Source organism: Actinoalloteichus caeruleus (assembly GCF_049311605.1).
Lineage (GTDB): Bacteria > Actinomycetota > Actinomycetes > Mycobacteriales > Pseudonocardiaceae > Actinoalloteichus_B > Actinoalloteichus_B caeruleus.
Genome location: NZ_CP186005.1, coordinates 1,011,628 through 1,032,880, shown reverse-complemented (window position 1 = coordinate 1,032,880; position 21,253 = coordinate 1,011,628). Strand labels below are relative to the sequence as shown.

The following is a 21,253-nucleotide window of genomic DNA, read 5'->3' as shown; positions in this document are numbered from 1 at the left end:
GGACATCCCAGATGACGAGATATTAGTATCGGGACGTGGGACAGCATAGCGGCATCGGCGTGCTTGACAAGGCGGTGGCCGTCCTGAGGGCGGTCGCCCAGGATCCGTGCGGGCTCGCGGAACTCTGCACCAGGACGGGCCTGCCCAGGGCCACCGCGCACCGCCTGGCGGTGGGCCTGGAGGTGCACCGCCTCCTCCGGCGGGGAGCGGACGGCCGCTGGCGGCCGGGAGCGGCGCTCACGGAACTGGCCGGGGCGACCAGCGACCCGCTCATCGAGGCCTCCGCCACGGTACTTCCCAGGCTTCGGGACATCACCGGCGAGAGCGTGCAGTTGTACCGGCGCGACGGGATGCAGCGGATCTGCATCGCGACCGCCGAACCGCCCAGCGGGCTCCGCGACACCGTTCCGGTCGGCAGCCGGCTACCGATGACCGCCGGCTCGGGAGCGAAGGTCCTGGCGGCGTGGTCCGACCCCGGAACCCAGCGGGCCATCCTCGTCGACGCGGTCTTCGGCGAGCGCACGCTCCTGGAGGTGAGACGTCGCGGGTGGGCCCAGAGCATCGCCGAACGCGAGGCGGGGGTGGCGAGCGTCTCCGCTCCCGTCCGGGACGCCAACGGCGTGGTGACCGCGGCCATCTCGGTGTCCGGCCCGGTGGAACGGATCGGGCGCAAACCCGGCGCACGGTGGGCCGCCGACCTCCTCGGGGCGGCCGAGGCCCTGCACGTGAAGCTTTGAGGCGACCGGGGAAGGGCGCGGACGAGGTCCCGGTTGCGCGCAGGGCGGACGCCGGAGACCGGCGGGACCTCCCCGAACGGCGAAAAACCCGGGGCTCCGTCACGGAGTCCCGGGTCCTTCGTCCTGTAGCCCCGACGGGATTTGAACCCGCGCTACCGCCTTGAGAGGGCGGCGTCCTAGGCCGCTAGACGACGGGGCCTCGAACCAGGTGGAAGCCTAACAGAGCGGTTCCTCCGCCCCACACCGGCCCCCTCGGCTCGCCGCGACCGGGGAAGGGGCGCGGGGACCGGTCCGGATCGGGAGTGGTCCTCGCACGGGGATCACCAGCTCGGCAGCGCGGGCCGGGGTACGTCCGGCGGGCCAACGGTGCGGCGGGGGAGGTCGACCAGTGAGCCGGTCCGCCCACGGTCCGGCCGGAGCCCCGCACCCGCGCGACGAGTGGCGGACCACACCCGCGAGAGCGGGGAACGGGTGAGGGCGTTCGGCCGCACGACGCCGTCGCGGGCCGTCACGTCCTCTCCTGGCGAGCCGATCGACGAATAGCGATCGGGAAATCGTCGTACCGGCGGCGTGCGTCGCGCGGCGAAGCGGAGGGAAACGACGAAAAACCGGGGATTCCGAAAACGGAATCCCCGGTCATCACCGTAGCCCCGACGGGATTTGAACCCGCGCTACCGCCTTGAGAGGGCGGCGTCCTAGGCCGCTAGACGACGGGGCCGTAGAACCGAGAGCGATCCACACGGTATCGCGTGGAACTCTCTCCGCTGGGGTACCAGGACTCGAACCTAGACTAACAGGGCCAGAACCTGTCGTGCTGCCGATTACACCATACCCCATTGCCCGGAGGACAATTGCTTCGAACTCCGGCCTGCCTCAGCATACCAAAACGTTCGGAGCTTCTTCCGGTCAGACTCTCTCGACTCTCACCGGGGGACTCACCCTGCCGTTGGTGAAGATATTAGACCACCCGCCAGAGCGAACGAGAACCGGGTCCCCCCAAGCGGGGAAGGTGCCGTCAGGAGGCCGGGGTTCCGAGCCGAAACAGCAGGTCGGGCAGCTCGGCCAACCCGGAGATCACCGAGATGCCCGACGGCACCGGGTCGCCCAGGGAACGCCGGTCCAGCCACACCCCGTGCAGACCGGCGTCGCGCGCCCCGAGGGCGTCGAGCGTCACCTTGTCCCCGACGTGCACCGCCTCCTCCGGTCGGACCCCGAGCTCGGCGCAGGCGGTGTGGAAGATGAGGGGGTCGGGCTTGGCCACTCCCAGCTCACCGGAGATCACCAGGCGGTCGAAGGCGTCGCCGAGACCCACCGCCGCGAGTTTGCGGCGCTGGTACGCCCCAGCTGCGTTGGTGATGGCGGCCACCCGCAGACCCGCGCTCCGCAACCAGCGCAGGCACGGCACCGCGTCGTCGAAGAGGGTCCAGGTGCGTTCCGTGGCGGTGAGGCGCCGCTGCTCCCATGCCGCGGCCTCCTCCTCGTCGACCTGGCGCCCCAGGTCGGTCAGGAAGGCGCGGGTGCGCTGACGGCGCATCGTGTCGAAGTCCACCTCGCCGGCGGCGTACCTGGCGTGGTGCCGTTCCGAGGTTCGTTGCCACATGGGCCAGGACTGGTCGTCGCCCAGCAGTTCGACCAGACCGGTCCGCGCGGACGTGCAGTAGTCGACCAGGGTGTCATCGATGTCGAGGCAGACCGCCCGAACGCGGTGCAGCCGAGTGCCCGAGGAAGTCGCAAGCGCGGATGTCACCCCGTGAGACTAGGTACTGGCGCAGCGTGCGAATGCCCCCCAGCGGAGTGATTTGGCCCCGACCTGCATCGATCCAGGGAATCACCGCCCGTGACCGGCCTTCCGGCCGGTCACGGGGTGGTTCACGCGGCGAGGGCGCGGACCCGCCGCAACACCTCGTCCGACCCGAGCGCACGGGCCACCGAGGCCAGGTCCGGGCTCCTGGTGGACCCGGTCAGCGCGACCCGCACCAGCTGGGAGGCTTCCCTGATCGAGCCGGGGTAGGCGTCCGGGTCCTTCTTGAACTCCTTGGCGTTCCTCGCGAAGCCGTGCCGGGCGGCCAGCTCCCTGATCTGCCCGAACCACTCCTGGGGATCCTCAAGGGGCTGGTATCCGTCCGCGAAGTCGGCCGCCAGCGTGCGCACCAGTTCGGGGTCGAGGCCGCCGAGGCGCTCGTCGGCCGGGTCGTCCACCACCGCGAACAGCTGGGGGAAGAAGAAGCCGTACACGGGGCGGAAGTCCGACCACTTGCGGAGGTCCTTGCGCGGGTTCTCCACGCCGTCCCGCTCGACGGAGAGCGCCCGCAGCGCGAGGTCCCGGTCAGCGTCGAGCACCGCGACCAGGTCGGGGTCGTGGGTGGCGGCCCACGCCGACACCGCCTCGACGATGGTCTCGCCGGACAACGTCGCGATGTGGTCCGCGCTGATGTCCTCCAGTTTGACGAGGTCCACCAGCGGGCCGGCGACCCCGCACTCGGCCAGCCTGATGGGCTCGGCCAGCGCCTGCTCCAGCGGCAGCTCCGCGAGGCGCCCGTTGGCGAGTCCGCGCAGGTAGTAGCGGACCGCTTCGGACGGGTACCCGGCCTCGACGTAGAAGTCGACAGACGCCTCCGGGTCCTTGCGCTTGGACAGCTTCCGCCTGCTCCCCCCCTGCTGCTTCATCAGGGGAGCGATGTGGGCGTACTCGACCTGGTCGAAACCGAGGGCCTCGAAGAGCTGGAGGTGCAGTGGCACCGAGGAGATCCACTCCTCGCCGCGGATGACGAGGTTGACCCGCATCAGGTGGTCGTCCACCGCGTGCGCGAAGTGGTAGGTCGGCAGCCGGAGGGGCTGGTCCGAGGACTTGAGGATGACCGCGTCGTTCCTGTTGGCCTCGTGTTCGAGCTCACCGCGGATGGCGTCGGTGTAGTGGACCCGGTCCTGGGGGCCGGCCTCGGCGCGGAACCGCACCACGTACGGCTCACCGGCGTCGAGCTTGGCCTGGACCTCGGCCGGGTCGGCGTCCCGCCAGATCGCCCACCGCCCGTAGTACCCGGTGGGGAGCTTCGCCGCCTGCTGGGCCGAGGTGATCTCGGCGAGTTCGTCCTTCGTGGCGAAGCACGGGTAGGCGCGGCCCCGGCGGAGCATCTCCCGCACGTAGGTGAGGTAGATCTCCGAGCGCTGGGACTGGTGGTAGGGGCCGTAGGCGCCCGAGTCACCGGCCTCGTCGGGCTGGATGGCGAAGTACTCGAAGGCGCGGTCGAACTGCTCGACCGCCCCGGCGACCTCCCGGGACTGGTCGGTGTCCTCCACCCGCACCAGGTAGGTCCCCCCGCTGTGCTGGGCGACGTCACTGTCGATGATGCCGACGTACACGCCGCCGATGTGCATGAAACCCGTGGGCGAGGGACCGATCCGGGTGACCTTGGCCCCCTCCGGGAGGGCACGGGGCGGGTAGCGCCGCTCCCAGTGCTCCGGCTCGGGCAGATCGGACGGGAACAACGCGTCGACGGTGGCTCGATCGAGCATCAGCGGAGATCTCCAACACACACCTGCGGAACGGACACGTGAGGCTATCAACTCCGCTGGTGGGACGGGCGGACGCTCGCGCGGTCCCGCCCCGCGACCCCGCCCCGACCGGTGGGATGGGCTGGCTACCCATCCGACGATGAATTGACGGTCCTCGCGACCGCTCAGGACACTGGTAGGTCCGAGGGGCGGCGGAGGCGGGGGGCCGGATGCGGACCACGGACTGCGTGGTGATCGGCGGCGGGCCGGCGGGGATGGTGCTCGGGCTGCTCCTGGCCCGGGCGGGCGTGGAGGTCACCGTCGTGGAGAAGCACGGCGACTTCCTCCGCGACTTCCGGGGCGACACCGTGCACGCCTCGACCCTCCGGCTGCTGGACGAACTCGGTCTCGGACCCGCGTTCGAGGCGGTGCCCCACCGGTTGGTCGAACGCTTCCAGCTCCTGACCGACTCGGGTCCCGTCGTGCTGGCGGACCTGCGCCGGCTGCCGGGGCCGCACAAGCACATCGCCTTCGTGCCGCAGTGGGACTTCCTCGACATGCTGGCCGCCTCGGCCTCTCGGGAGCCCACGTTCGAGCTGCGGATGAGCACCGAGGCCGTCGGCCTGGTCCGACGGGGCCGGCAGGTCACCGGAGTGCGGGTGCGGGAGGCGGACGGTCGGGTGCGGGAGATCGCGGCCCGGCTCGTGGTGGGCTGCGACGGGCGGGACTCCCGCCTCCGCGAGCAGGCCGGCCTCCGGGCCCGTTCCTTCGGTGTCCCCCTCGACGTGCTGTGGTTCCGGCTCCCCCGACGACCCGGCGACGTCGAGGGAGCGACCGGTCGGTTCGGGCGGGGCCGCGCGATGGTCCTGATCGACCGGGGCGACTACTTCCAGTGCGCGTTCCTCATCCGCAAGGGCGAGCACGACCGCGTCCTCGCGGAGGGGCTGCCGGCCTTCCGAGGACGGGTGAGCGATCTGCTGCCCTGGCTCGGCGACCGGATGGACTCGCTGACGTCGCTGGAGGAGGTGCGGCTGTTGTCGGTCCGCCTGGACCGGCTGCGCACCTGGGAGGCGCCCGGCGTGCTCTTCATCGGGGACGCGGCGCACGCCATGTCGCCGGTGGGCGGGGTCGGCATCAACCTCGCAGTCCAGGACGCGGTGGCCGCCGCGCGGTACCTGGCCGCCCCCCTGCTGACCGGGCGGCCGCGCACCGCCGACCTCCGCAGGGTCCGACGCCGTCGGTGGTTGCCCACGGCGGTGACCCAGGGCATGCAACGGACGCTGCACGCCGGGTTCCTCCAGGACGCGCTGGACAGCGACCCCCGCGCCCCCTCGACACCCCCGCCGCTCCTGGTGAGGGCGCTCCGCCGGTTCCCCCTGTTGCGGGCCGTCCCCGCCTACCTGGTGGCCGTCGGCCTCGTGCCGGAACACGCGCCACCGTTCGCCCGCAGATCACCCGCGCGGCGGGACGGGGCGGTGGACCGAACGGCCACCAGACCCGTCAACGGGAGACGACCGGGTTGGTCAGTGTTCCGATTCCCTCGACGGTGATCGACACCGACTGCCCATCTCGGATCTGACCGACCCCGGCCGGCGTTCCGGTGAGGATCACGTCGCCCGGCAGCAGCGTCATCACGCGGGACACCCACTCGACGAGCGCCGGAACGTCGTGCAGCAGCTGCGAGGTGCGGCCGTCCTGGCGCAGCTCGCCGTCGAGCTCGGTCCGGACGGCGAGGTCGGAGGGGTCGATCTCCGTCTCGATCCACGGGCCCAGCGGGCAGAAGGTGTCGTGCCCCTTGCCCCGCGTCCACTGCCCGTCCGCCCGCTGCTGGTCCCGCGCGGTGACGTCGTTGGCCACGGTGTAGCCGAGGATGACGTCCTTCGCCTTCGCTCGGGGGACGTCACGGCACGGCTGCCCGATGACGACGGCGAGCTCGCCCTCGAAGTCGACGTGCGTCGAGTCGGCTGGCAGCCGGATCGGCAGCGCGGGGCCGACGACGGAGGTGGACGGCTTGAGGAACATCACCGGGTCGGCCGGGGGCTCGCCCCCCATCTCCCTGGCGTGCTCGGCGTAGTTCTTCCCGATGCACACCACCTTGCTCGGCAGGATGGGCGCGAGCAGGCGAACGTCGGCGAGCGGCCACTGCCGGCCGGTGAAGTCGGGCGTGCCGAAGGGGTGCTCCCTGATCTCGGCCGCGACCTCGTCGCCTTCGTCGTTCCGCTGGATTGCGACGAAGGGAAACCCGGTCCCCTCGGGATGAGCGATCCGCCCCAAACGCACGTGTCGTCCTCCTGTTCCAAGTGCTGGCACGACCTGCACACCGTAGGACAGCGCGCCGGCGCCGCCCACGGCCGCCACGTCTAGCCCACCGGCTGGCGCGTCGACCGGTAGACGAGCGCGTCGCACAGCGCGAGCCAGCTGGCCTCGACGATGTTCCCGTGCACCCCGACCGTCGTCCACTCCCGCTCGCCGTCGGTGGAGTTCACCAACACCCTGGTGACGGCGCCGGCGCCCCCCTCGGCGACCGCGTCCTCGGTGAGGATGCGGACCTTGTAGTCCACGAGTTCCACCTCGTCCACCCAGGGCAGTCGGCCGGCGAGTGCCTTGCGGAGCGCGGCGTCGAGCGCCTGGACCGGGCCGGTGCCCTCGGCGGTCGCGATCACCCGCTCGCCCTCGACGTGCATGCGCACCGTCGCCTCGGCCACCACGGTCCCGTCCGAGTGGTGGTCGAGGACGACCCGGTAGGACTCGAGGCGGAACGGCTGTTCCAGCGGGGCAGTGGCGTGCTCGGCGCCGCCGGCCAGCTCCTCGTGCTGGTCCCGGTCCAGTTCGCCCCGGAGCAGCAGTTCGAGCGAGGCGTCGGCCGACTCGAAGGACCAGCCCCTGGCCTCCAGCTCCTTGACCCGGCGCACGGTGCGCCCCACCGCGTCGGAGCGGCCGGCCAGCGACAGCCCGAACTCGCGTCCCTTGAGTTCGATGCTGGACCGGCCGGCCATCTCCGTGACCAGGACCCGCATCCGGTTGCCGACCACCTCGGGGTCGAGGTGGTTGTACAGCTCGGGATCCACCTTGATCGCGCTCGCGTGCAGCCCCGCCTTGTGGGCGAAGGCCGAGGACCCGACGTAGGCCTGGTGGGTGTCGGGCACGAGGTTGGCGATCTCGGCGATGGCGTGCGAGACCCTGGACAGCTCCGCCAGCCGGCCCGGGGGCAGGGCGGGGACGTCCATCTTGGTGACGAGGTTGCCGAGGACGGCGAAGAGGTCCGCGTTGCCGGCGCGTTCCCCGTAGCCGTTCGCCGTGCACTGCACGTGGCTGGCGCCGGACCGGACGGCGGCCAGCGAGTTGGCCACCGCGCAGGAGGTGTCGTCCTGGCAGTGGATGCCGACCCGGAACCCGGTGCGGTCCACCACCTCGGCCACCGCCTCCCCGATCCGACCGGGCAGCCAGCCGCCGTTGGTGTCGCAGAGCACCGCCACGTCCGCGCCGGCCTCCACGGCGGCGGTGAGCACGCCGAGGGCGCAGTCGGGGTCGTGGGCGTAGCCGTCGAAGAAGTGCTCGGCGTCCACGAAGACCCGCCGGCCCTCGGAGACCAGGTGCCGCACCGTGTCGGCGACCATCGCCTCGTTCTCGGCGACATCCGTGCGCAGCGCCCGTTCGATGTGGCGGCGGTCGGCCTTGGCCACGAGGGTGACCACCGGCGTCCGCGCGTCGAGCAACGCGGCGACCTGCTGGTCCTCCGCGACCGGCACCCCGGGGCGCCGGGTGGCCCCGAAGGCGACGAGCACCGCGTGCCGCAGCGGCAGTTCGCCCGAGGCCGCCCTGGCGAAGAACTCGGTGTCCTTGGGGAGGGCGCCCGGCCAGCCGCCCTCGATGAAGCCCACTCCGAGCGAGTCCAGCAGGCGAGCGACCGCCAGTTTGTCGTTCACCGAGTAGGAGATGCCCTCGCGCTGCGCGCCGTCACGCAGCGTCGTGTCGTAGACGTGGAACGAGTCACCGAGGGGCGTTGCTGCCGGGGCGAAGCGGGTCACGGGGAACTCCTGCCGTGCTCATCAGGGATCGCGGTTCGGGTTCTGCTGCGGTCAGGGCCGGGAAAAACAAAAGACCCCTCGCCGGAATGCGAGAGGTCTGCGCGCCGAGGTGCTTGTGCAAGCACTTACTCGGCGCGCCGGGGAATAATGATCACGCTGCGGTGAGACATGCGGAGCATGATGTCACACGGAGTGCTCGGGGTCCACATGGGGGTCACGAGTTCCCAGTATCCGGGAGGCGGTCGCGTCGGTCCCGGCGGAGGTGGCGGGGGTGCCTCTCTCGGCGGGCGAACGCGTCCGGTGCCCGCGCGCCCACGGGACGAGAACCACCGGGGCCGCCGGCCGGCGGCCACCTCGAACGGAGCTGCTCGCTCGACGGGCGGGTGTCGGTCCGGCTCCGCGGCTGGCCGGCGTGAGCGGGTTGGCCGTGGTCGACGACGGGCGGTCGGGCTGGTCGCCACGACGGGGATTCCCGGGGACGCCGCCGGGGTGCCGAACGCGGTGATCCGGTCATGGTGGTCACGTCGGACGAGCCGGGTGGCGTGGCGTGGGGCCGGCGACGACCAGCCCCGGCATCACCGCCGGGGCGCGGTCCGTCCCCGGCGGCGCCGGGGACGGACCCGCCGATCACGCGCTCGGCGGCAGCTCGACCGAGCGCGAGACCCGGTCGTTGGACGAGACCAGCGCGGCCAACCGGTCACCGATGGCGTAGGTGGCACCGGGGGACGCGTGGTCGCGGGTGGCGAGGTCGAAGGCCACCGAGGCCTCGATGCGCTTCGCCGACTCGCGGTAGCCGAGGTGGTCGAGCATCAGCGCGACCGAGAGCACCGCGGCGGTGGGGTCGGCCACGCCCTGGCCCGCGATGTCCGGAGCGCTGCCGTGCACCGGCTCGAACATGCTGGGGTTGCGCCGGGTGACGTCGAGGTTCCCGCTCGCGGCCAGGCCGATGCCCCCGGTGACCGCCGCCGCGAGGTCGGTGAGGATGTCCCCGAAGAGGTTGTCCGTCACGATGACGTCGTACCGGCTCGGGTCGGTCACCATGTGGATGGTCACCGAGTCGACGTGCTGGTAGCTGACCGACACCTCGGGGTGCTGGAGGGAGATCTCCTCCACCACCCGGGACCACAGCGAACCGGCGTGGGTCAGGACGTTGGTCTTGTGCACGAGGGTGAGGTGCTTGCGCGGCCGACCAGCGGCACGCGCGAAGGCGTCCCGCACCACACGCTCCACGCCGAAGGAGGTGTTGATGCTCACCTCGGTGGCCACCTCGTGCGGCGTGTCCTTGCGCAGGAGCCCGCCGTTGCCGGCGTAGAGTCCCTCCGTCCCCTCGCGCACCACCACCATGTCGATGTCGGACGGATCCGCCAACGGCGACCGCACGCCCGGGTACAGGCGGGCCGGTCGCAGGTTGACGTGGTGGTCGAGCTCGAAGCGGAGGCGCAGCAACAGGCCGCGCTCGAGGATGCCACTGGGTACCGACGGGTCGCCGACCGCGCCGAGCAGGATCGCGTCGTGCTGCCGCAGTTCGGTGAGCACCGACTCGGGTAGCAGTTCCCCGGTGGAGTGCCAGCGCGCCGCCCCGAGATCGTAACGAACGATCTCGGCATCCGGAACAACCTCGCCGAGCACCTTCAACGCCTCGGCGACGACCTCGGGCCCGATCCCGTCGCCTGGGATCACAGCGAGCCGCATCCACACACCTCCTGGGTCGCGATCCCATTTCACGGGACCATTTCGCACCGCGCAGGCTACCTGCCCGGCAATTGCCACTCACATACCGGACACCCGTTCGAGGTGATCTTTCCCGCGCCGCGGGCGATCACTCGACCAACAATCCCCCTTCCGAGTTAACACAGCAAGGGTGCTCGGGCCCGCGACCGGACCCGAGCACCCCCGCCGGGTGAGAGTGGCGGCCGCTGGGGGACCGTCCACTCGGTCAGGTGATCAGGACACGATCGGCGGGGTGCTGCCGACCGTCACGACCTGTGCCCGCTGGCCACTCGCGTTGTGCTGGTGCAGCAGGAGGAGGCTGGCGTCCCCGGCCACCTCCGCGTCCCGGTTGACCACCAGGGCGGTTCCGGGCCTCGCGTGGTAGGACACCGCCGCGTCGCCGCCACCCTGCACCCACAGGCCCGGGTTGAGCGGGTCGAAGGCCATCGGCTCGTCGATGAGGTCGATCAGGGTGGACCCCGCCTCGTACTGGCCGTACCGCCCGGAGACCCCCGCCGTGTAGGACAGCGGGGCGGCCTCGGCGGTGGGGTCGATCCCCAACGCCGCCAGCGACACCGGCAGCACCAGCACGTTGGTGTCGAAGACGTTGGTGTCCACGTCACCGAACCGCGTGTTGACCGGCTGGACGTCGACCACCGGGTGGTTGGGGGCGTTGAGGTCGACGGTCGCCGCGACCAGCACGTCGCTGCTGGTGTACTTGGTCACGTAGGTCTCGAAGTCCGGCACCCCGTCGCCGTCGACGTCGATGTCCACGAAGGGCGTCGTGTTGCTCCCGACGTTGTACCAGTTGCTCCACGTCGTGATGCCGAAGGCGAGCATCGCCGACTCCGGCCGTCCCTGGGCCACGGCGAGCGGAGCGGTGGAGGTCGCGCCCACGTACCGGAGGTCACCGCCCTTGGCGGTCTCGTTGACCGTGCAGCCGACGACGACCTCCTCGGTGCACTCGGGGAGCCGAGGGCTCTCCCCGTGGAGCTCGAGCGCGGTGACCAGCGAGCGGTAGGCCTCGCTGCCCTCACCCTGGTCGAGGCCCGTGCCGGTCAGGTTCAGCACCCCCTGGTCGGCGCCCTCGGGCACGCGGACCCAGGACGAGGCCTGGATCTCGGCGACCGGCTTCGGCGCCGCGTACACCGGCACCCGCAGGTCGACGCCGTTGCGGCTCTTGGGAGTCAGCAGCAACCGACCCGAGGCGTCGGAGACGTACTGGCGGGCCTCGCCGGCCTGCTCCAGGGCGATGGTCGGATCGGCGGTCCTGGTCAGGGCCGAGGGATCGTCGATCCTCAGGGTCACGTCCAGCCGGACCTGGCCCCCGGGCGGGACCGTGACGTTGCGGCGGGACAGCTCGTAGCGGACGCCGGGGATCTCGGTGGCGGCCTCGTAGGACACGTCGTAGCTCTCGGCCCGGCCGCCCTTGTTCTCGATCTTGACGGTCTTGCTCCGCGCGATGGGGCCGGCGACCTCGACCACGCCGAACGACACGCTCACCGCGCCGGGGTCGTCCTCGACGTAGGCGAGGACCTGGTTGTCCAGGGCGGCGGCCGCGTCGATGCGCCCGGAACCGACACGGTTGGGCCCGTAGACGGTCCCCTCCGCGCCACCGGTGGTGATGTCCGCGCCGGCGGTGTTCATCAGCGCGGCCTTGATCTCCTCGGGCGTCCAGTCCGGACGGGTCTCGCGGAGCATCGCGGCGACACCGGTGGTGTGCGGAGCGGCCATCGACGTTCCGCTGAGGACGGCGGGCTTGTCGCCGCTGCCCGAGAGCGCGGAGGCGATGGTGTCACCGGGGGCGGCGATGTCCGGCTTGACGACCGGACCACGTGTCCCCCGCGAGGTGCTGGGGCTCGGGGTGTCGGTGAGGGCCTCGTCGTAGGTCTTCACCGAGGTGCGCAGCTCCTCGGCGAACCGCATCTCCAGCTCGCCGCTCTCCAGCGCCGGCCGCAGCCGCTCGGTCGCGGTCCCGGTGAACTGGATGACGGGGATCCCGGCGTTACCGGCGATGCCGGCCGAGAAGTGCTCCTCGGTGGAGGAGAAGATGGCCCCGGCGGCCCCGGCGGCCTCCGCGTTGTCCGTGCGGCCGGCGGACCCGCAGCGCCGGGTGCTGTCGTCGTCGTCCCACTCCAGCCAGGCGATCTTGCCCGCGACCTCGGCCGCGTCGGCCTCGGAGAACGGCTGGCAGCCGTCGAGGTTGGACTCGGTGGTCAACGGCACGACCGGCGCGGTCAGGTCGAGGCCGGCGTAACCGGCGTAGTCCTGGCTGTACTGGCCCGCGTAGTCGCCGGCCACCGACTCGGGGGCCGTGGCGCGCGCGCCGTCCCGCAGGACGTAGGAGTCACGCGTGTTGGCGACGGTGATCGCCTCGGCGGTGTTCCCGGGCGAGCCACCGATGTCGTAGAGGTCGGAGCCGTTGCCGGCCGAGAAGACCGTGACGACGCCGTGCTGGTTCAGCTTGCGGACGAACAGGCTGTTGGGGTCGTCCGGCGCGCCGTAGTTGCTCCCCAGCGAGAGGTTGACGATGTCCAGCCGGTCGCCGAAGTCGCCGTCCTGGTCGGGGTCCAGCGCCCAGTCCAGGGCCTGGGCGGTGACCGCGGTCGATCCGGCGCAGCCGAAGACCTTGATCGAGTAGATCAGCGCCTCGGGCGCGGTGCCCGGTCCGATGCGCATCTCGTCGAGTGCCTCGGGAGTCAGCTCGGAGTAGTCGCCGTCGAAGGTGCTCCCGTCGGCGTTGACCCCGAAACCGGCGGCGCTACCGGCCACATGGGTGCCGTGCCGGCCGCAGGAGATCGGGTTGTCGTCCGGTTTCGGCGTGTTCAGCGCCGGATCGGCGCTGCTCGCGTCGTAGTCATCCCCGACGAGGTCGATACCACCGACGACCTTGTCCGTGGGGTAGTACGCGGGGTCGGCGACGTCCCGGTCGACGGCCTCGTAGGCCTCGCGGGTCCCCGGCCCGCCGAACATGGCGTGGGTGTAGTCCACGCCGTCGTCGATGATGCCGATCCGGATGCCCTCACCGAAGCGCCCGGTGTTCTGCCAGGCCTTGACGGTGTTGGTGAGGGCGGTGGCGGTGGAGTTGGTGCGTTCCTCCGGCGTGATCTGCCGGATCGACCGGACGTCCTCCCGTTCGGCGAGCTGGCGAACCCGCTCGGCGTCGGCGGTGACCGCCACCCCCGGGACGGCGTTCGAGGTCGTGTAGAGCACCTGGGCGCCCTGGTCGCGGGCGGCCAGGTCGTCCACCACGATGTCCGCGGTGCGCTCGGTGCGGGTCCTGGCGCGGACGGCGGCGTCCTGCGCCGCGTCGTCCCCCGCCCCCGCCTGCTGCTGCTCGACGAAGACGTCGACGGCGGCCCGGCTCTCCAGCTCGATGAAGACCGCGATGTCGCCGGCCGCGGCGGCCACGGCGGGCGCCACCTTGTCCAGCGGCGTGTCCGTCGAGCCGCCGGCTGCGGCGGCGAGGCCGTCGGCCAGCGGCAGGTCGGTCTCCACCGAGTCCTGCGCGACCGCGGTTCCACTCAGGCCGGTCACCGCCAGGACGGCGGTGAGCGCCACGGCGGACCGCGCCCCCCGCCGTGGTCCGGCGGCGGCGGAACCCGTCCGGGCTCTCAGCCCTGTTCTTCGGGTACGACTCACTCTGGATACCCCTAGCGAGGCCTTCTCCGACCATCGCCAGTTCGCGACGTGTCACGACGTCGTTCCCGAACGGACGCCCTCGTCAGCGGGAACTGGCCCGGCGTCGCGCCCTCTACGACACCTGGTCCTGCCTCAAGGAGGGAACTTAACGCGATTGCCAGGCCCTTCAGCTACGCCGAAAGGGTGAATACTCCACACTGATTTGAACAGAATTGTCACGGCTTGAGGCAGAATCCGTGGCACAGCCGGCCACCGGGTGATCACGGTAGTGGGAGCGAGGACGACCGGAACTGGTCGAGCGCCGGACCGCCCCTCACCCGGTGGTGGGGCCGCTCTCGGGGGACGCGCCGAAGGGGGGCCACCCGGTCGGCCGAGCCGGCGACGACCGCGCAGCTCACGGCGGGCGGCGCGACGACCGCGCCGCGCCGCGCCCAGGAGCGGGCGCAGCCGAGGCTGGCGTGGTGGGCGACGACCTCCACCGGCCGCTCGACCGAAGAGGACACCGCGCTGACCGGGGCGGGGCGAGCGGAAACCCGCCATCTCGTCACACCGACCCGGCGCGGGCGGTCCCGGGCGGGCGGCCGTGACCGCCGCCGCGCGGTCCGACTAAACCGCGCCCGCGACGGCATGGCGGCGCCGGCGACGGACCGGCCCTGGGTGCCGGGGCCACGCGTCGCCGGAGAAGGTGCCCGGGCGGGGGACGCGTCCACTCGCGGACCGCGAGTCCCGGCCGGGACGGCAGTCCCGCCCCCGCCCAGGCGGCCCGGTCTCAGTCGAAGGACACCGCGTGCACGGTGCGGGCGCCGATGGCGGCGCCGGTGGGCTCCAGGACGTTGCCGGTCACGGGGCGGTCCACCCGGAGGAGCATCGTGGCGTCGGTGCCCTCCGTGGTCTGCGAGATCTGCGCGGCCTCGATGTTCACCCCGGCCTCGCCGAGCAGCGTGCCCACGGTGCCCATCACGCCGGGCCGGTCGCTGTACTCCAGCAACACGATGTTGCCCTCGGCGCGGAGGTCGAAGTGGCGGCCGTTGATCTCCACGAGCTTCTCCACCTGCCCCCGGCCGGTCAGCGTGCCCGAGACGCTCAGGGAGGAGCCGTCGGGCAGCGCGGCCCGGAGGGTCACCAGGCTGCGGTGGTTCGCGCTCTCGCTCTCCTTGCGCACGTCCACGGCCACGCCCAGTTCGGCGGCGAGCCGAGGCGCGTTCACGAAGGTGACCTGGCTCTCGACCACCTTGGAGAACACGCCCCGCAGGGCCGCGAGCGGCAGGACGCTGACGTCCTCGGCCGCGAGCTCGCCCCGCACCTCGACGGTCACCGAGGCGGGGGAGGCGGCGGCCAACGCCGTCAGCACGACCCCGAGCTTCTGGGTCAGCGGCAGGTAGGGCCGGACCTCCTCCCCCACCGCGCCCTCGGTCTGCACGTTCACCGCGTCCGGCACGAAGTCGCCGCGCAGGGCGAGCAGCACCGAGCGCGCCACGTCCGTCCCGGCGCGGTCCTGCGCCTCGGCGGTCGAGGCGCCCAGGTGCGGGGTCACCACGACCTGGGGCAGCTCGAAGAGGGGGCTCCGCGTGATCGGCTCCGTCGAGAAGACGTCGACGCCCGCGCCACCCACCTGACCGGACCGCACGGCCTCGGCCAGGGCGTCCTCGTCGACCAGGCCGCCCCTGGCGGCGTTGACCAGCAGCACGCCCTTCTTGGTCCGGGCCAGTTGCTCCGCACCGATCAACCCCTTGGTCTCGGGGGTCTTGGGCAGGTGGATCGAGATCGCGTCGGCGCGGGAGAGCAACTCGTCGAGGCTCACCAGCTCGATACCGAGCTGCGCGGCCCTGGCCGCCGAGACGTAGGGGTCGTAGGCGATCAGCTCGGTGTCGAAGGCGGCCAGCCGCTGCGCGACGAGCTGACCGATCTTGCCGAGGCCGACGACACCGACGGTCTTGCCCCGCAGCTCCACCCCGGAGAAGGAGCTGCGCTTCCAGGCGCCACCACGAAGGCTGGCATCGGCCGCCGGGATCCGGCGCGCGACGGAGAGCAGCAGCGCCACGGCGTGCTCCGCGGCCGAGACGATGTTGGAGGTCGGGGCGTTGACGACCATGACGCCACGCTCGGTGGCGGCGGGGACGTCGACGTTGTCGAGACCGACGCCCGCCCTGGCCACCACCTTCAGCCTGGTGCTCGCGGACAGCACCTCCGCGTCGACCTTGGTCGCGGAACGCACGAGCAACGCGTCCGCCTCGGCCACCGCGGACAGCAGCGCCGGCCGGTCGGTCCCGTCGACGTGACGGACCTCGACCTCGTCACCAAGCGCTTCCACCGCCGAAGGAGCCAGCTTCTCGGCGATCAGGGCAACAGGACGGCTGGGGGTGCTCACAGACATGCTCCAGGGTTGCGATCCTCGGCCACCCCGTCGGTGGAGCGGCACGGGCAGCTTAGCCCGAGCTTGTGAAAGGATTCTCAAAGGGTGACGGAGCTGACTGCCCACGACCACGACCCGTCCACATGCCGGGACGAACGACGGGGAGAACCGGACTCCCAACCGGAAACGGGACGGACCACGCCCTCCCACTCCCTGGGAAACCCGGCCGACCGCCGATCACGGTTCGTCGAACTCGCCGTCCTTGGCGCCCTCCACGAAGGCGTCCCACTCGGCCTGGGTGAACACGAGCACGGGCCCCTCCGGGTCGGCTCCGTTGCGCATGAGGATGTACTCCTCGACGAAGGCGATCTCCACGCCCTTCTGGTCGTCGTCCTCCGTGCTGGTGATCCACTCCGCGTTGGAGATGTCCAGCTTGCCCCGGACATGCGCCTTGTCGTCGTAGATCGGGACCTCGTTGCCCTCGCGCTGGATCTCGTGACTCACCGGGCACTCTCCCTGCGTTGGCGGTGGAGGACGTCCTCGGGACGGCCCACCGGAGCTGTCACCTTGCGCGACGAACCGTATACCCGCAGGAGATGGCTCCCGCACGAGGTGCCGGCGGTCCGGGGGTGACCACCCGTCCGGACCGCCGGCTGATGACCACGACCGGGGTCAGTTGGTCTCGGTGATCGGGCGGTCCACCCAGGACATCAGGCCGCGCAGCTTCTTGCCGACCTCCTCGATCGGGTGAGCTTCGCCCTCGGCCCGCAGGCGCTTGAAGTTCGGGCGCCCGGCCTCCTCCTCCGCGACCAGTTCCTTCGCGAAGGTCCCGTCCTGGATCTCCCCCAGGATGCGGCGCATCTCCTCCTTGACCGCCGGCGAGATGACCCGGGGACCCCGCGTCAGGTCGCCGTACTCGGCGGTGTCGGAGATCGAGTACCGCATCCGGGAGAGGCCACCCTCGTAGAGCAGGTCGACGATGAGCTTCAGCTCGTGCAGGACCTCGAAGTAGGCGATCTCCGGCTGGTAACCGGCCTCGGTCAGCGTCTCGAACCCGGCCTGGATCAGCGCCGTGGTCCCCCCGCAGAGGACGACCTGCTCACCGAAGAGGTCGGTCTCGGTCTCCTCCTTGAAGGTCGTCTTGATGACACCGGCGCGGGTGCCGCCGACGCCCTTCGCCCAGGCGAGGGCGAGGGCCTGCGCGTTGCCGGTGGCGTCCTGCTCCACGGCGATGAGCGCGGGCACGCCCTTGCCGTCGACGAACTGCCGGCGCACCAGGTGACCGGGGCCCTTCGGCGCGACCATCGCCACGTCCACGTCCGCCGGGGGGGTGATGAGCCCGTAGCGGATGGACAGGCCGTGCCCGAAGAACAACGCGTCGCCGGGCTTGAGGTTGGGAGCGATGTCCTTCTCGTAGATCCCGGCCTGGAGGTGGTCGGGAGCCAGGATCATGATCACGTCGGCCTCGGCGGCGGCCTCCGAGGTCGTCACGACCCGGAGCCCCTCCTCCTCGGCCTTCACCCGCGACTTCGAGCCCTCGGCGAGGCCGATGCGGACGTCGACGCCGGAGTCGCGCAGGCTCAACGCGTGGGCGTGGCCCTGGCTGCCGTAGCCGATGACGGCGACCTTCCTGGCCTGGAGCACCCCGAGGTCGGCGGCGTCGTCATAGAAAATCTCGGCACTCATTCCTGGTTCCTTCTCTGTGGTGTTCTGTGGTGTGCTTCCACGAGCGCGAGCGGTCGGCTCAGCGCACCGCGGAGGCGGTGATGGACCGCGCCCCCCGACCGAGCGCGACCATGCCCGACCGGACCATCTCGCGGACGCCGTAGGGTTCGAGCATCCGCAGCAGCGCGTCCAGTTTGTCCGCCGTCCCGGTGGCCTCCACCGTCACGGCCTCCGGCGCGACGTCGACGACCTTGGCGCGGAAGAGCTGCACGGTCTCGAGGACCTGCGTGCGCACCGTGGCGTCGGCGCGGACCTTGACCAGCAGCAGTTCACGCTGCACCGAGGCCACCGGATCCAGTTCGACGATCTTGATCACGTTGACCAGCTTGTTGAGCTGCTTCGTGACCTGTTCGAGCGGCAACTCGTCCACCGCGACGACGATCGTCATCCGGGAGATGTGCGGGTACTCGGTCTCCCCCACGGCGAGCGACTCGATGTTGAAGCCCCGTCGGGAGAACAGGCCGGCCACCCTGGCCAGCACACCCGGCTTGTTCTCCACCAGCACGCTGAGCGTGTGCCGACTCATCTGCCCTGCTCCTGTTCCTCGGAATCCCGTCCGGCTGTCCGACCGTGGCGCGTGTGCCGGCTCATACGTCCGACTCGTCGAAGTCCGGCCGGATGCCCCGGGCCGCCTGGACCTCGTCGTTGCCCGCGCCAGGGCCGATCATCGGCCACACCTGGGCGTCCTTGCCGACGACGAAGTCGAGCACGACGGGGCGGTCGTTGATCTCCAGCGCGCTGGTGATCGTCGCGTCGACCTCCTCCCGGGACTCGCAGCGGAACGCGGCGCAGCCCAGTGCCTCCCCGAGCTGGACGAAGTCCGGGATGCGGTGCTTGTGGGTGCCCAGGTCGGTGTTGGAGTAGCGCTCCGAGTAGAACAGGCTCTGCCACTGGCGGACCATGCCCAGGTTCCCGTTGTTGATGACGGCGACCTTGATCGGGATCCCCTCGATCGCGCAGGTCGCCAGTTCCTGGTTGGTCATCTGGAAACAACCGTCGCCGTCGATCGCCCACACCTCGGTGTCCGGCCGGCCCATCTTGGCGCCCATCGCCGCCGGCACCGCGTACCCCATCGTGCCGAGGCCGCCCGAGTTGATCCAGCTGCGGGGCGACTCGTACCGGATGAACTGCGCCGCCCACATCTGGTGCTGCCCGACGCCGGCCGTGTACACGGCGTCGGGCCCCACGAGCGCACCGATCCGCTCGATCACGTACTGCGGCGACAGGGTCCCGTCGGCCGGCCACTCGTAGCCGAGCGGGAACCGCTGCTGCCAGTTCGCGACCTGGGCGCGCCACGGGGCGAGGTCCGCCCGTCCGCCGTGGTCGAACTCGTCCCGCAGCGCGTCGAGGAGGTCGACGATCACCTCCCGGCAGTCACCGACGATGGGCACGTCGGCACGGCGGTTCTTCGAGATCTCGGCCGGATCGATGTCGGCGTGGATGACCTGCGCCTCGGGCGCGAAGGAGGAGAGCCGGCCGGTGACCCGGTCGTCGAAACGGGCTCCGAGCGCGATCAACAGGTCCGCCCGCTGCATGGCGGTGACCGCCGAGACCGTGCCGTGCATCCCGGGCATGCCCAGGTGCAGGGGGTGCGAGTCCGGGAAGGCCCCCCGGGCCATCAGGGTGGTGACGACCGGGATCCCGGTCAGGTCGACCAGGTCGCGCAGCTGCGCGACGGCCTCGGCCTTGAGCACGCCGCCGCCCACGTACAGCACAGGTCGGCGGGCGGCGCTGATCATCCTGGCCGCCTCGCGCACCTGCTTGCCGTGCGGACGCGAGGTGGGGCGGTAGCCGGGCAGCTTCATCTCCGGCGGCCACGCGAAGGAGGTGGTCTCCTGGAGGACGTCCTTCGGGATGTCCACGAGGACCGGCCCCGGGCGTCCCGTGGAGGCGAGGTGGAACGCCTCCGCGATCGTCCTGGGGATGTCGGCGGGGTCGGTGACCAGGAAGTTGTGCTTGGTCACGGGCTGCGTGATCCCGCAGATGTCCGCCTCCTGGAAGGCGTCGGTGCCGATCAGGCCGCGCGTCTGCTGGCCGGTGATCGCCACGACCGGGACGGAGTCCATGTTCGCGTCCGCGAGGGGCGTGACGAGGTTGGTGGCGCCGGGACCCGAGGTGGCCATGCACACCCCGACCCGCCCGGTGGCCTGCGCGTAACCGGTCGCGGCGTGACCGGCGCCCTGCTCGTGGCGCACGAGCACGTGGCGCACCTTCCGCGAGTCCAGCAGCGGGTCGTAGGCCGGGAGGATGGTGCCGCCGGGGATTCCGAAGACGACCTCGCAGCCCACCTCCTCCAGGGACCGGACGAGCGACTGGGCGCCCGTCACCTGCACGGGCGCGCCGGTGGGCGGCGCCGGCTTGGGCCTGGCCGGACCGGCGGGGGCCGGAGCCGGGGCTGGTCGTGCGTTGGCGCTGGTCATGTGCTCTGCCTCGTTGATCTCGAGAGTGCGGGGCCGTCAAACAAAAAACCCCCGGTAGCCCCGGAGGGCCACGCGAGGGTTGGCGCGTCGACGCTGCGATTCCCTAAGCGTCGACGCGCCAGGGAAGTACGAGAACGTCAATCAGTCGCAGCACGGGTCGTAGGTTGCCACAGTCGGTCAGTGGCGTCAACTCTGCGGGACACCGTCCCGAATGGTGGACACCACGGGCGGGACGCGACTCGCCGACCTGCGCAAACTCCCCTCACCGGCAGTGAGGACGCTCCGCTGACCGGGCGACCCACTCATCCCCGGAAGGCCGAACCCGCTGCTGGACCAGCCGTGCGCCCCCGGGCGCACGCGGCACGTCGTCACCGCCCCCGGTGGTGTGCGTCGCGCGGGGGCGGGACGGGAGCACCGGGCGGGTCGGGACCAGGCCGTTCCCGGGCCCGGCACCGGTGGGAGTATCGGGGCATGAGCGCGGTGGACGAGAAGCAGCCAGCCGAGACGGACGTCGAGCGGAGGCCGGTGACGTTCCGCCTCTCCCCCGTGGCCTACCTCGGCATCGGATTCCTCGCGCTGTGCGCGACGCCGGTCGCCTTCGGGGCACCCGGCCTCCAGGTGGTCTACCTGGTCCCCCTGGCCCTGGCCTTCGCCCTGCACCGGTGGCGGACGGTCGCCACGACCTCCGGGCTGACGGTGTTCCGGATGATGGGCACCATCGAACTGCACTGGTCCGAGGTGACCTCGCTGCGCATCGTCGGGGAGTCCACGGTGCGGGCGGTCCGGTCCGATGACTCGGAACTCCCACTGCCGGCCGTCCGGCCACGGGACCTCCCGCTGCTCTCCCTCGCCAGCGGCGGCCAGGTTCCCGACCCCCTCGCCGCCGCCGACACCGACACGAACACGTCCCCGGCGGGCGAGAACGCGGAGACCCCCGAGGCTCCGGCCGGCGACGCCGAGGCCTCCCCCACCGAGGGCGGCTCGGGCGAGGCCGCCCCGGACTCCGCCGGGACCGCCCCGACCTCGAGGACCGGGGACTCCGGACGCTGAGAGCCCGCACCGGGCGCGACCGGCCAGGACGCCCCGCGCCCCGACCGGAGTAGTGTCGGGGACACCGCCCATCCACCACTGGGCTGTCGGTGACCG

The 21,253-nt window shown here is 71.6% G+C and carries 14 protein-coding genes and 3 tRNA genes; 3 read left to right on the top strand and 14 right to left on the bottom strand.

Annotation, left to right across the window (positions count from 1 at the left end; all coding sequences use genetic code 11):
- Positions 1-35: 35 nt before the first annotated feature.
- The gene (locus tag ACOJVX_RS04635) at positions 36-737 is read left to right on the top strand and encodes an IclR family transcriptional regulator (protein WP_051313255.1); all 702 of its coding nucleotides are present in this window, start codon (positions 36-38) and stop codon (positions 735-737) included.
- A gap of 126 nt (positions 738-863) precedes the next feature.
- Here ACOJVX_RS04635 and ACOJVX_RS04630 read toward each other — a convergent pair.
- The 5 genes from ACOJVX_RS04630 to ACOJVX_RS04610 all read right to left on the bottom strand — a co-directional run bounded on the left by ACOJVX_RS04630 (position 864) and on the right by ACOJVX_RS04610 (position 4,250).
- A tRNA-Glu gene (locus tag ACOJVX_RS04630) sits at positions 864-936 on the bottom strand.
- 446 nt (positions 937-1,382) lie between these two features.
- Positions 1,383-1,455: transfer RNA gene (locus ACOJVX_RS04625), tRNA-Glu, on the bottom strand.
- Positions 1,456-1,501: 46 nt separating this feature from the next.
- Positions 1,502-1,573 (bottom strand) — tRNA-Gln (locus ACOJVX_RS04620).
- Between the two features lie 179 nt (positions 1,574-1,752).
- Complete coding sequence (locus ACOJVX_RS04615) at positions 1,753-2,484, bottom strand: HAD family hydrolase (protein WP_418154358.1); 732 nt, start codon at positions 2,482-2,484, stop codon at positions 1,753-1,755.
- Between the two features lie 122 nt (positions 2,485-2,606).
- A complete protein-coding gene (locus ACOJVX_RS04610) occupies positions 2,607-4,250 on the bottom strand; it encodes a glutamate--tRNA ligase (protein WP_026417144.1) in 1,644 nt (547 codons plus the stop codon).
- Positions 4,251-4,459: 209 nt separating this feature from the next.
- On the opposite strand from ACOJVX_RS04610, the gene ACOJVX_RS04605 reads away from it, so the two are divergent.
- Positions 4,460-5,779 carry an FAD-dependent oxidoreductase gene (locus tag ACOJVX_RS04605; RefSeq protein ID WP_418154359.1) on the top strand — a complete coding sequence of 440 codons (1,320 nt, stop codon included), beginning with the start codon at positions 4,460-4,462 and terminating at the stop codon, positions 5,777-5,779.
- On the opposite strand, the gene ACOJVX_RS04600 is transcribed toward ACOJVX_RS04605, so the two are convergent.
- The 9 genes from ACOJVX_RS04600 to ACOJVX_RS04560 form a co-directional block, all read right to left on the bottom strand.
- Entirely contained in the window at positions 5,730-6,509 is a 780-nt protein-coding gene (locus tag ACOJVX_RS04600; RefSeq protein WP_026417146.1) for a fumarylacetoacetate hydrolase family protein, read from the bottom strand. The two genes, ACOJVX_RS04605 and ACOJVX_RS04600, sit on opposite strands and share 50 nt — an antisense overlap.
- A gap of 80 nt (positions 6,510-6,589) precedes the next feature.
- A complete protein-coding gene (gene cimA / locus ACOJVX_RS04595; RefSeq protein ID WP_026417147.1) occupies positions 6,590-8,257 on the bottom strand; it encodes a citramalate synthase in 1,668 nt (555 codons plus the stop codon).
- 627 nt (positions 8,258-8,884) lie between these two features.
- Positions 8,885-9,949: a 3-isopropylmalate dehydrogenase gene (locus ACOJVX_RS04590; protein ID WP_026417148.1), complete on the bottom strand. Its 1,065-nt coding sequence runs from the start codon at positions 9,947-9,949 to the stop codon at positions 8,885-8,887.
- Positions 9,950-10,201: 252 nt separating this feature from the next.
- On the bottom strand, positions 10,202-13,504 hold the full coding sequence (locus ACOJVX_RS04585; RefSeq protein ID WP_418154361.1) for a S8 family serine peptidase: 3,303 nt from the start codon (positions 13,502-13,504) through the stop codon (positions 10,202-10,204).
- 874 nt (positions 13,505-14,378) lie between these two features.
- Positions 14,379-15,983 carry a phosphoglycerate dehydrogenase gene (gene serA / locus ACOJVX_RS04580; RefSeq protein ID WP_272500033.1) on the bottom strand — a complete coding sequence of 535 codons (1,605 nt, stop codon included), beginning with the start codon at positions 15,981-15,983 and terminating at the stop codon, positions 14,379-14,381.
- A gap of 216 nt (positions 15,984-16,199) precedes the next feature.
- The gene (locus ACOJVX_RS04575) at positions 16,200-16,466 is read right to left on the bottom strand and encodes a DUF397 domain-containing protein (RefSeq protein WP_081715185.1); all 267 of its coding nucleotides are present in this window, start codon (positions 16,464-16,466) and stop codon (positions 16,200-16,202) included.
- A gap of 168 nt (positions 16,467-16,634) precedes the next feature.
- Entirely contained in the window at positions 16,635-17,648 is a 1,014-nt protein-coding gene (ilvC, locus tag ACOJVX_RS04570) for a ketol-acid reductoisomerase (RefSeq protein ID WP_026417153.1), read from the bottom strand.
- A 58-nt stretch (positions 17,649-17,706) separates the two neighbouring features.
- Positions 17,707-18,213 carry an acetolactate synthase small subunit gene (gene ilvN / locus ACOJVX_RS04565; RefSeq protein ID WP_016697868.1) on the bottom strand — a complete coding sequence of 169 codons (507 nt, stop codon included), beginning with the start codon at positions 18,211-18,213 and terminating at the stop codon, positions 17,707-17,709.
- A 61-nt stretch (positions 18,214-18,274) separates the two neighbouring features.
- Complete coding sequence (locus tag ACOJVX_RS04560) at positions 18,275-20,020, bottom strand: acetolactate synthase large subunit (protein WP_051313418.1); 1,746 nt, start codon at positions 20,018-20,020, stop codon at positions 18,275-18,277.
- Positions 20,021-20,578: 558 nt separating this feature from the next.
- Here ACOJVX_RS04560 and ACOJVX_RS04555 point away from each other — a divergent pair.
- Entirely contained in the window at positions 20,579-21,157 is a 579-nt protein-coding gene (locus ACOJVX_RS04555) for a PH domain-containing protein (protein WP_418154362.1), read from the top strand.
- Positions 21,158-21,253 lie beyond the last annotated feature (96 nt).

What these genes read in the sequence shown, in the direction of transcription:
- ilvN (WP_016697868.1), bottom strand. Translation starts at nt 18,213, where the DNA reads ATGAGTCGGCACACGCTCAGCGTGCTGGTGGAGAACAAGCCGGGTGTG.
- ilvC (WP_026417153.1), bottom strand. Translation starts at nt 17,648, where the DNA reads ATGAGTGCCGAGATTTTCTATGACGACGCCGCCGACCTCGGGGTGCTC.
- ACOJVX_RS04605 (WP_418154359.1), top strand. Translation starts at nt 4,460, where the DNA reads ATGCGGACCACGGACTGCGTGGTGATCGGCGGCGGGCCGGCGGGGATG.
- serA (WP_272500033.1), bottom strand. Translation starts at nt 15,983, where the DNA reads ATGTCTGTGAGCACCCCCAGCCGTCCTGTTGCCCTGATCGCCGAGAAG.
- ACOJVX_RS04590 (WP_026417148.1), bottom strand. Translation starts at nt 9,949, where the DNA reads ATGCGGCTCGCTGTGATCCCAGGCGACGGGATCGGGCCCGAGGTCGTC.
- ACOJVX_RS04610 (WP_026417144.1), bottom strand. Translation starts at nt 4,250, where the DNA reads ATGCTCGATCGAGCCACCGTCGACGCGTTGTTCCCGTCCGATCTGCCC.
- ACOJVX_RS04555 (WP_418154362.1), top strand. Translation starts at nt 20,579, where the DNA reads ATGAGCGCGGTGGACGAGAAGCAGCCAGCCGAGACGGACGTCGAGCGG.